We start from the raw sequence: 12,844 nt of genomic DNA, 5'->3' as shown, positions 1-12,844 counted from the left end.
GCGCTCAGCCTCATGCTACTCGTGGGTAATGTCACTGCCCAGCCCCCGCGCCCCAAGCGGCGAACGTCACACACGTCCGGCGGCACCTGGACGCGGGACGACGGTGCGCGAACGGCCGCGAGGCGCACCTCCCGCTGGTCGTCCGACGGGACGTGCGCCTCGCTCAGGGGCCGTCGGCCCCGGGTGCTCGTGCGGTCCGGAACGGGACCCGCTCCGGCTCTGCGGTCGCGCGGTGCTCAGGCGCCGACGCCCCGGAGCACGTCCGCCAGCGCGGGCGCCACCTGCTCCACCTGCCACGGCCGTGCGCCGTATCCGGCGAGCGCGGCCCCCACGGACTCCGGGTCGACGACCCGCGGCGGCTCCCAGCACAGCCGGCGCACCGCGTCCGGCGCGACCAGGTTCTCCTGCGGCATGGCCAGCCGCTCGGCCAGCGCGGTCACGGCGGCGCGCGCCGCGGCCAGCCGGGCCGCGGCCGCCGGGTCCTTGTCGGCCCAGGCACGGGGCGGCGGGGGACCGGTCACCTGCTGGCCCTGCTGCGGCAGCGCGGACTCCGGCAGTGCCTTGGCCCGGTCCACCGCGGCCTGCCACTGCTCCAGCTGGCGCCGTCCGGTGCGGTGCCCGAAGCCGTTCAGTGCGGCCAGCGCGTGCACATTGGCGGGCAGGGCGAGGGCTGCCTCCACGATCGCGGAGTCCGGCAGCACCTTGCCCGGCGAGACGTCCCGACGCCGGGCGATGCGGTCCCGGGTCTCCCACAGCTCGCGCACGACGGCCAGCTGCCGCCGGCGCCGCACCTTGTGCATGCCGGAGGTGCGTCGCCAGGGGTCCTTGCGCGGCGGGGGCGGCGGAGCCGTGGCGATGGCCTCGAACTCCTGCAGGGCCCACTCGAGCTTGCCCTGCCGGTCCAGCTCCTTCTCCAGGGCGTTGCGCAGGTCGACGAGGAGCTCCACGTCCAGGGCGGCGTAGCGCAGCCAGGGCTCGGGCAGCGGCCGGGTGGACCAGTCGACGGCGGAGTGGCCCTTCTCCAGCACGTAGCCGAGCACGTTCTCGACCATCGCGCCGAGGCCGACCCGCGGGAAACCGGCGAGCCGCCCGGCCAGCTCGGTGTCGAACAACCGGGTGGGCACCATGCCTATCTCGCGCAGGCAGGGCAGGTCCTGGGTGGCGGCGTGCAGCACCCATTCCGCGTCCGACAGCACCTGCCCGAGGGCGGACAGATCGGGACAGGCCACGGGGTCGATCAGCGCGGTCCCGGCGCCCTCGCGGCGCAGCTGCACCAGATAGGCGCGCTGGCCGTAGCGGTAGCCGGAGGCGCGCTCGGCGTCGACGGCGACGGGACCCGAGCCCGCGGCGAACGCGGCGACGACCCGGTCGAGCGCCGCGGCGTCGGCGATCACGGGCGGGATGCCCTCGCGTGGTTCGAGCAACGGGATCGGCGCCCCGGTGTCAGAGGTTCCGCCATCGTCCGGAGGGGCGCCTCCGGTGGTGCGCAGTGAGCTGTCTGCTGCGGGTTCTCGGGCGTCGGTCACATGTCAAGAGTATCCGCGGCCGGCCGGCGCCTGCCGAGGGAACGTTCCGTCGGCAGGCGCCGGGGGGTCGTGAACCGGTCAGGCCGGTGACACGTCCGGTTCACGACCGGGCAGGGAGAAGGCCGGGCCGGCGCTGCGCTCGGGGGACAGGACGCGGCCGGTGGGGTGAGGGGGAGGGTCCGGCGGGGTGAAGAGGGAGGGAGGCGGGGGACGAGGGGTGCCAACGGGTGACGGGAGGGGCACCGGTCGGGGGCCGGTGTGCGGGGATCGGGGAGGGAGCCGGGGTCGGGGTGCCTCGGCGTGGATCAGTGGATGATGCCGGTGCGCAGGGCCACGGCGACCATGCCGGCGCGGTCGCCGGTGCCGAGCTTGCGCGCGATGCGGGCCAGGTGGCTCTTGACGGTCAGCGCGGACAGGCCCATCGAGACGCCGATCGCCTTGTTGGACTGCCCCTCGGCCACCAGCCGCAGCACCTCGACCTCGCGGCCGGACAACTCGCGGTAGCCGCCCGGGTGGCTCGGGGCCCCCGGCGGGCGGCGGTGCAGCCGGGCGGCGCCGATGGGTGCGGCGCCCGGCCGGGTGGGCAGTCCGATGTTGGTCCGCGTACCGGTGACGACATAGCCCTTCACGCCGCCCGCGAGCGCGTTGCGGACGGCGCCGATGTCGTCGGCGGCGGACAGGGCCAGGCCGTTGGGCCAGCCCGCGGCGCGGGTCTCGGAGAGCAGGGTGAGTCCGGAGCCGTCGGGCAGGTGGACGTCGGCGACGCAGATGTCCCGCGGGTTCGCGATGCGCGGACGGGCCTCCGCGACGGACGACGCCTCGATGACGTCACGGACTCCGAGCGCCCACAGATGACGGGTGACGGTGGAGCGGACGCGCGGGTCCGCCACGACGACCATGGCGGTCGGCTTGTTCGGGCGGTAGGCGACCAGGCTTGCGGGCTGCTCGAGGAGAACGGACACCAGGCCTCCTGGAAGTGGGGGGACGGGGCCGGCTTGTGGGGATGAAGCCGGAACGAACCGTGCTTGCAAGGTCACACTCGTCTTCGGCAGCAAACTCGGTGTCCTTTAGAGAATGATCACGATCTAGTGAGTACCAATGCGCACAAATCGGACACGCTCTCGATCGCGAGAAGGCTGAAACAGTTCGCTGGGAGTCAGATAGATGTCAGAAAGTGGTCGTATCGACAAAGACACGGAATGCGGACGGTGAGAGGGGCGGGGCGGACGGGGTTCCGGCCGGGGCGACGGGGGACAGTTCGGGCGCGGCACGGCGCGGGTGACGGCTCCGGGTGGGAGCGCACCGGGCCGGCCGCGCGGTGGATCAGCGGGGCACACGCGGACGATCGGCGGATCAGCGGGGCGCACGCGGACGATCGGCGCGGATGATCAGCGGGACATGTGCTGCGTGCGGCGGATCGGCAGGACAAGCGGAGAGGGAGACCGGGCCCGGTTTCGGTCGCGGGTGCGCGGGCGGGCGGCCGGACCGGCGGGTGCGAGGCCGACGGGGGCCGCGGGCGAACCGCGAAGGGGCGAACGGGGCAGCGCGGCGCAGGGGGAGAGGGTGTGACCTGCGGGGTGTGCGGGCCGCGGATGCCCGGTGGGCGGGTGCGGGTGCACGCGTGACCCGGGGCAGGTGTCCGCCGCGGGTGTCTCAGTGCGGCTGCGGGCCGCGCCGCTGCGGCAGGGTCACCACGGACGCGTCGCCCGGACCGGCCGGGGGCAGGCCCGCGACCTGGGCGAGCAGGTCGCACCAGGACGCCAGGTGGGCCCCGGTGTCCGGGACCCCGCCCAGACCCTCGCGCGGGGTCCAGGAGGCGCGGATCTCGATCTGCGAGGCGGAGGGCCGTGCCGCAAGACCGCCGAAGTAGTGCGAGCTGGCGCGGGTGACGGTGCCGCTCGGCTCGCCGTAGGTCAGGCCGCGCGCCTGCAGTGCGCCGGTCAGCCAGGACCAGCACACCTCCGGCAGCAGAGGATCGACCGCCATCTCCGGCTCCAGCTCCGCCCGCACCAGGGTCACCAGGCGGAACGTGCCGCGCCAGGCGTCGTGCCCGGCCGGGTCGTGCAGCAGGACCAGACGGCCGTCGGCGAGTTCCTGCTCGCCGTCGACGACCGTGGCCTCCAGAGCGTGCGAGAAGGGTGCGAGGCGCTGCGGCGGCGGCACCTGCTCGATCTCGACCTGCGGCCGCAGCCGCGCGGTGCGCATCGCCTCGACGGCGGCCCGGAACGGCAACGGAGTCTGCTCCGTCACCTGATCCGTCCTGCTCGCACGCGCGTCCCCCTCCTTCGCGTCGTCCATTCCGCCACCGCCGTCCGACAGTCGTCCCTGAGCCGCAGCCATGCCGGGAAGATTAAGGGGAACCGGGCCGTCGTGCAGGGCAAGACACCCCGCCGCCGGCGGTGCCGGCCCGCGGGGCCCGCGCACCGCGGCCGTGGCGTCACCGGCGCCATGGGAGACTTGTCCCGTGAGTGCCAACGACACGCCCGCCCGTCACCAGCCGCCGACCGCCGTCCACGACTCCGCCTTCCTCAAGGCGTGCAGGCGCGAACCGGTGCCCCACACCCCGGTGTGGTTCATGCGGCAGGCCGGGCGTTCCCTGCCGGAGTACCGCAAGGTGCGCGAGGGCATCCCGATGCTGGAGTCCTGCCGGCGCCCGGACCTGGTCACCGAGATCACCCTGCAGCCGGTGCGCCGGCACGGCGTGGACGCCGCGATCTACTACAGCGACATCGTCGTTCCGCTGAAGGCCATCGGCGTCGAGCTGGACATCAAGCCCGGCGTCGGCCCGGTCGTCGAGCGCCCGTTCCGCACCCGCGAGGACCTGGCCCGGCTGCGCGACCTGACCCCCGAGGACGTCCCCTACGTCACCGAGGCGGTCGGCCTGATCACCCGCGAGCTGGGCGCCACCCCGCTCATCGGCTTCGCCGGGGCGCCGTTCACCCTGGCGAGCTACCTGGTCGAGGGCGGCCCGTCCCGGACGTACGAGAACGCCAAGGCGATGATGTACGGCGACCCGCAGCTGTGGGCCGACCTGCTGGACCGTCTCGCCGACATCACGGCCGCCTTCCTGAAGGTGCAGATCGAGGCGGGCGCCGGCGCCGTGCAGCTCTTCGACTCCTGGGCCGGTGCGCTCTCCCCGGCCGACTACCGCCGCTCGGTGCTGCCGGCCTCCGCGAAGGTGTTCCAGGCCGTCGCCGACTACGGCGTGCCGCGCATCCACTTCGGCGTCGGCACCGGCGAGCTGCTGGGCCTGATGGGCGAGGCCGGTGCGGACGTCGTCGGCGTCGACTGGCGCGTCCCGCTGGACGAGGCCGCCCGCCGCGTCGGCCCCGGCAAGGCGCTGCAGGGCAACCTCGACCCGGCCGTGCTCTTCGCGCCCCGCCGGGCCGTCGAGGAGAAGACCCGCGAGGTGCTGGACGCCGCCGCGCACCTGGAGGGCCACGTCTTCAACCTCGGCCACGGTGTGATGCCGTCCACCGACCCCGACGTCCTGACCCGGCTCGTGGAGTACGTGCACACGCAGACCGCCCGCTGACGCTCGGGGCCGGGCGGCCCGCCGCCGCCCGGCCCCGCGGTCACCAGCCCGACCAGTGCGGCCGGGCCCGCCGTCCGACCAGCAGACCGCGCGGTTCGGGCGGGGGCGGGGTCCCGGGCCGCAGCGGCAGGGCGATGAGCAGGCCGGCGACGAAGCCGACGACATGCGCCGCGTACGCCACCGTGCCCGCCTGGGCGACACCCTGCCCGGCGGAGTAGAACGCCTGCAGCACGAACCAGAAACCCAGCACCAGCCAGGCCGGCAGCCGCAGCGGCAGGAAGATCAGGAACGGCACGAGCACCCAGACCCGGGCCCGCGGATACAGCACCAGATAGGCGCCGAGCACCCCCGCGATCGCACCCGACGCGCCGATCAGCGGCTGGCCGGAGTCCGCGTTGAGCAGCGCGTACCCGTACCCGGCGGCATACCCGCACGCCACATAGAACAGCAGGAACCGCACATGTCCCATGCGGTCCTCGATGTTGTTCCCGAAGATGAACAGGAACAGCATGTTGCCCAGCAGGTGCACCCAGCTGCCGTGCAGGAACATCGCGGTGAACACCGACAGCTCGGCCGACTTGTCGTACGGGGGCGGGGCCAGCACGCAGCCCGGACCGTGCAGGCCGACGCCCACCGCGCCCGTCGGCACCAGCGACGGCATGCGGTGACCGATCAGCTCCCGCGGGATCAGTGCCCAGTGGTGGGTGAACGCCTCCAGATCGCACAGCTGGGCCAGCGAGCCGCTGCCCGTGACGGAGGTGGCGATGCCGGGCGTGGACAGGAACACCACGATGTTCGCGACGATCAGCGCATACGTCACCCACGGGGTGCGCCGGACCGGGTTGACGTCATGAACGGGGATGACCACGAAGGGAGTACTGCCCCCGATGCGCCCGGTGAATCCGGGCACGCCGCCGTCCGGCGGTCGCCTCCGCTCGTCAACGGCCGACCGGCGGATCCGGGGGCGCCGATGCGACGGGCGCCGGATCAGGGCGTGCCGGCGCGGACCTTCGCGGCGGCCTTCCGGGCCGCCACCAGCACCGGGTCCCACACCGGCGAGAACGGCGGCGCGTAGCCCAGGTCCAGGGCCGTCATCTGCTCCACGGTCAGCCCGGCGGTGAGTGCGACCGCGGCGACGTCGACGCGTTTCGCCGCGCCCTCCCGGCCCACGATCTGCACCCCCAGCAGCCGCCCGGTGCGGCGCTCGGCGAGCATCTTCACCGTCATGGGGGAGGCCCCCGGGTAGTAGCCGGCCCGGCTGGTCGACTCCACGACCACCGTCTCGAACCGCAGGCCCACACGGCGGGCGTCCTTCTCCCGCAGGCCGGTGCGCGCGATCTCCAGATCGCACACCTTGCTCACCGCGGTGCCCACCACCCCGGGGAAGGTGGCGTAGCCACCGCCGGCGTTGGTGCCGATGACCTGGCCGTGCTTGTTGGCGTGGGTGCCGAGCGGCACGTACCGCTGCTGCCCGGACACCAGGTCGAGGACCTCCACGCAGTCCCCGCCCGCCCAGATGTTCTCCTGGCCGCGCACCCGCATCGCCCGGTCGGTGAGCAGACCGCCGTACGCGCCGAGCGGCAGCCCGGCCGCCCGCGCCAGCGTGGTCTCCGGGCGCACCCCGATGCCCAGCACCACCACGTCCGCCGGGTACTCGGCGTCGTCGGTGGCCACCGCACGGACCCGGCCGTCGTCACCGGTGAGCACCTTCGTCACCTCCGCGCCGCCCACCACGGTGATGCCGAGCCCCTCCATGCCCTCGCGCACCAGGCGTCCCATGTCGGGGTCGAGGGTCGCCATGGGCTCCGCGCCCCGGTTGACGACCGTCACCTCGTAGCCGCGTTTGATCAGCGCCTCCGCCATCTCGACGCCGATGTAACCCGCGCCGACCACCACCGCCCGCCGGCCGTCGCGCCCGCCGTCGGCGGCGGCCAGGCTGCCGAGCAGCAGCTCGCCGTCGCCGAGGGTCTGCACCCCGTGCACGCCCGGCGCACCGGAACCGGGCATGTCCGGGCACACCGGCCGCGCCCCGGTCGCGATCACGAGTTTGTCGTACGACGTCCAGGTCTCCCTGCCGGAGTCCAGGTCCCGCGCGCGGACCCGGCCCGCCGCCACGTCGATCTCCGTCACCTCGGTGCGCATCCGCACGTCGATGCCGCGGGACCGGTGCTCCTCGGGGGTGCGGGCGATCAGCGCGTCCCGGTCGGGCACGTCGCCGCCGATCCAGTAGGGGATGCCGCACGCCGAGTACGAGGTGAAGTCGCCGCGTTCGAACGCCACGATCTCCAGCTCGTCCGGCCCGCGCATCCGGCGTGCCTGCGACGCCGCCGACATGCCCGCGGCGTCACCGCCGATCACGACCAGCCGTTCCCGCGCGGTCCGTGTGCCGCGCCCGCCTCCCGCACCGCCGATGTCCATGTGCACACGCTAGGGGCCCGGCGGGCAGAAGGCTCCCCTCTTGCGGATTTCGTTGCTCTCCGTGTCCGGCGGGACGGCGACCGGCCCCCCGCGGGTGCGGGCGCTCGGCTGTGTGGTCGGCCACCACGGCCGGCCACAGCGACCTGGCAGTGGGGCACATGCCTCCTCGCCGTGTCAGAGGCGTCTGAGAGAGTGGGGGACATGAGCGGAACGGGTACGGAGACGGGCACGGCCCCGGCGCGGGTCGTGGTCATCGGAGCAGGGATCGCGGGGCTGGCGGCCGCGCACCGGCTGCTGCAGCGCGGGGCACGGGTGACCGTGCTGGAGGCCGGGGACCGGGTCGGCGGCAAGCTGCTGCCCGGCGAGATCGCGGGCGTACGGGTCGACCTGGGCGCCGAGTCCCTGCTGGCCCGCCGCCCCGAGGCCGTCGGCCTGGCACGCGAGGCCGGCCTCGAGGACCGGCTCCAGCCGCCCGCCACGGCCGGCGCGTCGATCTGGACCCGCGGCGCCCTGCGGCCCATGCCCAAGGGCCATGTCATGGGCGTGCCCGGGACCGCCTCCGCGGTGGCCGGGGTGATCTCCGACGAGGGCCTGGAACGCATCGAGCGGGAGGGCGCCCTGCCGCGCACCGAGGTCGGCGACGACGTGGCGATCGGCGCCTACGTGGCCGAGCGCCTCGGCCGCGAGGTCGTCGACCGCCTGGTGGAGCCGCTGCTCGGCGGCGTGTACGCCGGCGACGCCTACCGCATCTCGATGCGCTCGGCGGTCCCGCAGCTCTTCGAGGCGGCCCGGCGGCACGACTCGCTCACCGAGGCGGTCCGCTCCCTGCAGGCCGGCTCGGCCGCGACGCCGCCCTCCGGCCCGGTCTTCATGGGCATCGAGGGCGGTGTCGGCCGGCTGCCGCTCGCGGTGGCCGACGCGGTGCGGGCGCGCGGCGGGGAGATCCTCACCGGTACGCCGGTGACCGAGCTGCGCCGGGAGGCAGGGGACACGGGGGAGACCTGGCGGATCGTCGCCGGAGACCGGGCGTGGCACGCGGACGCCGTGGTCGTCGCCACGCCGGCCCCGGCCGCCGCCGCCCTGCTGGCCGCCGCGTCGCCCGGCGCGGCGGCCGAGCTGCGGCAGATCGAGTACGCCTCCATGGCCCTGATCACCCTCGCCTACCGCCGCGCCGACGCCGCCGCGCTCCCCGCGGGCAGCGGCTTCCTCGTGCCGCCCGTCGACGGGCGCACCATCAAGGCGGCCACCTTCGCCTCCCACAAGTGGGGCTGGATCGCCGACGAGGACCCGGACGTCGTCGTGGTGCGCACCTCCGTCGGCCGGTACGGCGAGACGGAGATCCTCGGCCGGGAGGACGCCGAGCTGGTGGAGCTGTCCCGGCACGACCTGCGCGAGGCCACCGGCCTGGACGCCGCGCCCCTGCAGACCCGCGTGACCCGCTGGAGCGACGGCCTGCCGCAGTATCCCGTCGGCCACCGGGCACGCGTAGCCCGCGTCCGGGAGCACGTCGCCGAGCTGCCGGGCCTGGCCGTGTGCGGCGCGGCCTACGACGGAGTGGGCGTCCCGGCCTGCATCGCCAGTGCGTACGCGGCGGTGGATCAGCTCGGCGGTGACCTGCGTGCTGTGCAGCAGCTCACCGCCCACCCGGTGCAGAGCCTGCACGGCGGAGCGGGAGAATAGTTCCATGAGTGACGACGCCCCCACCACCGAGTCCGGCAGGGTCCCCAACAAGGGCAAGCTGGCCAAGGACCTCAACGAGGTCATCCGCTACACGCTGTGGTCCGTCTTCAAGCTGAAGGACGTGCTGCCCGAGGACCGGGCGGGCTACGCCGACGAGGTCAAGGAGCTGTTCGACCAGCTCGCCGCCAAGGACGTCACCGTCCGCGGCACCTACGACATCTCCGGCATGCGCGCCGACGCCGACCTCATGATCTGGTGGCACTCCGGGTCCAGCGACCAGCTGCAGGAGGCGTACAACCTCTTCCGCCGCACCCGGCTGGGCCGCGCGCTTCAGCCGGTGTGGTCGAACATGGCGCTGCACCGCCCCGCCGAGTTCAACCGCTCGCACATCCCGGCGTTCCTCGCCGACGAGACGCCCCGCGCCTATGTGAGCGTCTACCCGTTCGTGCGCTCCTACGACTGGTACCTGCTGCCCGACGAGGACCGCCGCCGCATGCTCGCCGACCACGGCAAGATGGCCCGTGGCTTCCCGGACGTGCGCGCCAACACCGTCGCGTCGTTCTCCCTGGGCGACTACGAGTGGATCCTCGCCTTCGAGGCGGACGAGCTGCACCGCATCGTGGACCTCATGCGTCACCTGCGCGGTTCGGAGGCCCGTCGGCACGTGCGCGAGGAGGTGCCGTTCTTCACCGGGCGGCGCAAGGACATCGCCGAGCTGGTCGCCTCCCTGGCCTGAGCCGGGTCCCGGGGCGAGGGCGCACGGGCCGCGCCCGCGCCCCAGGGCGGCCCGTACCCCGAGGCCGCCCGTACCGGTGCCTCGCTCCGGCGCGGGCGTCGGCCGGTCACTCGCGCCAGGGCTGGTCGCGGTGGGTGAACGCCGCCCGCAGCTCCGGCTCGCCGATGGCACGGATGCCGCGCACCGCGACCCGGGCCAGGTACGACCGCTCGTCCCCGGCGTCCTTCGCCTGCCGGGACAGCGTGCTCAGCAGCGCCAGGCCGGCCCGCGACGCCCGGTGCCGGTACGGGGGCGCCTCGATACGGGCGATCACCAGACAGCTCAGGGCCAGCGTCAACGGCAGCGCGAACCACAGGGCGATCACCGGGCGCGACAGCCCGGTCGGTCCCGGCAGCAGCACGGCGGCTGCGCCGAGCACGGCGACCGCCCCGGCTGCGATCCGTACCCGGCGGATCCCCGCCGCGAGGGCCGACACCGTGCCCTCGGGCACGGCCAGGCCCGCACGGACCAGACGGTCGGCGAGGCCGCGCACCGCGTCCGCGGCGGCCGCGGCCGCCCTGAGCGGGGCGATCCGGGACTGTCCCCCGGGGCCGATCGCCCCGATCACCGACCGCTCCATCTCGTCCCGGCCGCGTGGATCGACGACCGTGGCCCAGCCGGTGTACGCCAGCAGCAGCCGACGCTGACGCGCCATGGCCAGCAGGGTCACGTCCACGACCCGGACCGGGCCCCCGGACAGGAACGCCGCCTCGTACAGCGTCAGTTCGCGTATCCGCGCGGCCGCGGCCGCCGGGCCGCCCGTCTCCTCCGCGGCCGCACGGACGGCGGCCAGGCACAGTCCCGCGCATGCCGCACCGGCGACGCCCCAAGCCGACAGCAGCAGAAGCACCCACAGCATGGTGTGTTTGTATGACTGCTGCGCCTGGCGTGCCATGCCTTTTCCACATCCCGGACGGGCTCGGCCGGAAAACGCGTCGGCCGTCCCCGGCGGACCCCGGCGAGGTGACCGGCTCCGGGCACCGTCGGCCTGCCGTGCCCGAGCCGGCTGCGAACGTCCGCCGGCCGGTCACACGGTCGGTACGCGCCTGTCGTCCCAGGGGAAGGTGCCCTTGCCCTTGGCCCAGCTGAGCCCGTGGATCCCGACCGGCGGGAGAATGTCCGGCACGCCTGCCGCATCCTGCCGCGGCCGGTGGAAACGGGTCACGTACCAGGCGCCCCGGGTGCGGTCCCGGCAGTACTGCCAGGCCTGAACCCCGCACTTGGGGCACGGAGTTTCCGCGCAGGCGTTCCAGGCCCGGCGCAGAGCCGCCTCGACGTCTGCCGTGTCGCCGCTCGTCCGCTTCGCCGTCAGAGTGAAGTACCGCATGGGCCGAGCGTGGCCTCCCGTCCGCACCACATGCGGTGGATGCACCGATCACGTCGCACCGTGCCCGGTTCTGACGTCTCGAGCACGCTTCAGGACCTGCGCAGTCCGTTCGGATGATCGCCTCGGCGGCGAGCCGGCCGCCTCGTGGGATGCCTGCCGGGCGTCGGGGCTTCGGGACGTCGGCGGCTCAGCGCCGCAGCAGGACCCGCCGGGCCGCGCGGGCCGCCCGGGCCGCCGGTCCTGGACGCCTCGGTGCGGGCCCCGACCGTTCCCGCCACCACGCGCGCAGCTCCCGGCGGCAGACCGCGTCCCGCGGCAGTCCCTCGTCGAGCAGCCACTCCACGAACTCCATGGCGTCACGGCGGTAGCCGCCCCGCATCGGATGCTCCCGGGCGTACGCGAGGAACGTCGCTCGGTACCCGCTCCCCAGGACGACCGGCAGTTCCGGCGCCACCTTGGCCACGGTGGCCGCCCGCTTGCCGGCCAGGGCCCGCGCCTGCACCCCCAGCCGTACCCGGTCGAAGCCCTCCGGTGCGGGCGTACCGGCGACCAGCGCCGACAGCAGCGCGGTCTGGCCGAGCGCGAGCCGCTCCCGGGCACCACGCGTGTCCGGGCCGGGCTGCCGTGCCCCCGGACGGCCGCCGCCCGACGCGGCGTCCTCCTGTCGGCCGGGGCTGCCTCGCGGGGCGCACACCGCGCGATGCGCGACGCCCCCGTGGCCGGCGCCGACCGCAGCGCCCCGGCGCACCGCGTCCCGGACGGCCGACAGCTCGCCCTCCAGCTCGGCGGGGTCCGGGAAGTTGTCGTCGCGTTCCAGCAGCACACCGGGCGGGCTGATGCGGGAGGCCAGCTCGGTGAGGAGGTCGAGGACCGGGCGCGGCACCGGGTGGGCGTGGCTGTCGTGCCAGACGCCGTCCCGTTCGACCCCGCCCGCCACATGGACGTAGGCGATCGCCTCCAGGGGCAGCGCGTCCAGGGCCGCGGCGGGGTCCTCGCCCTGGTTGACGTGGTTGGTGTGCAGGTTGGCGACGTCGATCAGCAGCCGCACCCCGGTGCGGTCGGCCAGTTCGTACAGGAACTGTCCCTCGGTCATCTCCTCGCCCGGCCACGACAGCAGGGCGGCGATGTTCTCCACGGCGAGCGGCACCGGCAGCGCGTCCTGCGCGATCCGGACGTTCTCGCACAGCACGTCGAGGCTGTCGCGGGTGCGCGGCACGGGCAGCAGATGGCCGGCCTCCAGGGGCCCGGAGGCGGTGAGCGGTCCGCCCGCCCGCACGAACGCGATGTGCTCGGTCACCAGTGGCGCTCCGAGGGCCTCGGCCCGTTCGGCGAGGGCACGCAGCCGACCGGCATCGGGCCGCTCGGCGCCGCCCAGCCCGAGCGAGACCCCGTGCGGGACGACGGTCACCCCGCGCTCGCGCAGCCGTCGCAGCGAACCGGGCAGATGCACCGCACACACGTTCTCGGCCACGACCTCCACCCAGTCCACGCCGGGCATGCGCTCCACCGCGTCCGCGATCTCCGGCCGCCAGCCGATCCCCGTCCCCAGCCGCTGCATTCGTGACCTCGCCTCTCACGCCCCC

At 74.6% G+C, this 12,844-nt stretch carries 11 protein-coding genes; 3 read left to right on the top strand and 8 right to left on the bottom strand.

The features are described from left to right. Positions 1-236 precede the first annotated feature (236 nt). From OG899_RS05120 to OG899_RS05110, 3 genes are all read right to left on the bottom strand, one after another. Positions 237-1,526: a ribonuclease D gene (locus OG899_RS05120; RefSeq protein WP_168130864.1), complete on the bottom strand. Its 1,290-nt coding sequence runs from the start codon at positions 1,524-1,526 to the stop codon at positions 237-239. Between the two features lie 305 nt (positions 1,527-1,831). Beyond that, positions 1,832-2,488 (bottom strand): response regulator transcription factor, encoded by a 657-nt coding sequence (locus tag OG899_RS05115; RefSeq protein WP_125500868.1) that lies wholly within the window; start codon positions 2,486-2,488, stop codon positions 1,832-1,834. Between the two features lie 691 nt (positions 2,489-3,179). After that, a complete protein-coding gene (locus tag OG899_RS05110; RefSeq protein WP_125495882.1) occupies positions 3,180-3,866 on the bottom strand; it encodes a DUF3000 domain-containing protein in 687 nt (228 codons plus the stop codon). Between the two features lie 124 nt (positions 3,867-3,990). Here OG899_RS05110 and hemE point away from each other — a divergent pair, with 124 nt between their 5' ends. Beyond that, entirely contained in the window at positions 3,991-5,061 is a 1,071-nt protein-coding gene (gene hemE, locus OG899_RS05105; protein WP_125495883.1) for a uroporphyrinogen decarboxylase, read from the top strand. Positions 5,062-5,101: 40 nt separating this feature from the next. Here the strand turns inward: hemE and OG899_RS05100 are convergent, their stop codons facing one another. Further along, positions 5,102-5,929 carry a rhomboid family intramembrane serine protease gene (locus OG899_RS05100; RefSeq protein ID WP_125496011.1) on the bottom strand — a complete coding sequence of 276 codons (828 nt, stop codon included), beginning with the start codon at positions 5,927-5,929 and terminating at the stop codon, positions 5,102-5,104. A gap of 119 nt (positions 5,930-6,048) precedes the next feature. Further along, on the bottom strand, positions 6,049-7,479 hold the full coding sequence (locus tag OG899_RS05095) for an FAD-dependent oxidoreductase (protein WP_168130866.1): 1,431 nt from the start codon (positions 7,477-7,479) through the stop codon (positions 6,049-6,051). 201 nt (positions 7,480-7,680) lie between these two features. Between OG899_RS05095 and hemG the strand changes: the two genes are divergently transcribed. Together hemG and hemQ are read left to right on the top strand one after the other, a co-directional pair. After that, complete coding sequence (gene hemG / locus OG899_RS05090; RefSeq protein WP_125495885.1) at positions 7,681-9,159, top strand: protoporphyrinogen oxidase; 1,479 nt, start codon at positions 7,681-7,683, stop codon at positions 9,157-9,159. Between the two features lie 4 nt (positions 9,160-9,163). Continuing rightward, positions 9,164-9,895, top strand: coding sequence for a hydrogen peroxide-dependent heme synthase (hemQ, locus tag OG899_RS05085; protein ID WP_125495886.1), 732 nt, complete (start codon positions 9,164-9,166; stop codon positions 9,893-9,895). Between the two features lie 106 nt (positions 9,896-10,001). Here the strand turns inward: hemQ and OG899_RS05080 are convergent, their stop codons facing one another. From OG899_RS05080 to OG899_RS05070, 3 genes are all read right to left on the bottom strand, one after another. Further along, positions 10,002-10,793 carry a TIGR04222 domain-containing membrane protein gene (locus OG899_RS05080; protein WP_356847319.1) on the bottom strand — a complete coding sequence of 264 codons (792 nt, stop codon included), beginning with the start codon at positions 10,791-10,793 and terminating at the stop codon, positions 10,002-10,004. Positions 10,794-10,961: 168 nt separating this feature from the next. Then, a complete protein-coding gene (locus OG899_RS05075; protein ID WP_125495888.1) occupies positions 10,962-11,261 on the bottom strand; it encodes a hypothetical protein in 300 nt (99 codons plus the stop codon). 187 nt (positions 11,262-11,448) lie between these two features. Continuing rightward, entirely contained in the window at positions 11,449-12,819 is a 1,371-nt protein-coding gene (locus OG899_RS05070; RefSeq protein ID WP_356847293.1) for a DUF692 domain-containing protein, read from the bottom strand. Positions 12,820-12,844: the final 25 nt, after the last annotated feature.

Origin of the sequence: Streptomyces thermoviolaceus (assembly GCF_045209695.1) — a bacterium.
In the GTDB taxonomy this organism is placed as follows: domain Bacteria; phylum Actinomycetota; class Actinomycetes; order Streptomycetales; family Streptomycetaceae; genus Streptomyces; species Streptomyces thermoviolaceus.
Note: the sequence above shows the minus strand (reverse complement) of the source record. Positions and strands in the feature narration are given on the sequence as shown.

Bases quoted from the DNA above. Each gene is read 5' to 3' on its own strand.
- OG899_RS05110 (WP_125495882.1), bottom strand. From the start codon at position 3,866: ATGGCTGCGGCTCAGGGACGACTGTCGGACGGCGGTGGCGGAATGGAC.
- OG899_RS05095 (WP_168130866.1), bottom strand. From the start codon at position 7,479: ATGGACATCGGCGGTGCGGGAGGCGGGCGCGGCACACGGACCGCGCGG.
- hemG (WP_125495885.1), top strand. From the start codon at position 7,681: ATGAGCGGAACGGGTACGGAGACGGGCACGGCCCCGGCGCGGGTCGTG.
- hemQ (WP_125495886.1), top strand. From the start codon at position 9,164: ATGAGTGACGACGCCCCCACCACCGAGTCCGGCAGGGTCCCCAACAAG.
- OG899_RS05080 (WP_356847319.1), bottom strand. From the start codon at position 10,793: ATGCTGTGGGTGCTTCTGCTGCTGTCGGCTTGGGGCGTCGCCGGTGCG.
- OG899_RS05075 (WP_125495888.1), bottom strand. From the start codon at position 11,261: ATGCGGTACTTCACTCTGACGGCGAAGCGGACGAGCGGCGACACGGCA.
- OG899_RS05070 (WP_356847293.1), bottom strand. From the start codon at position 12,819: ATGCAGCGGCTGGGGACGGGGATCGGCTGGCGGCCGGAGATCGCGGAC.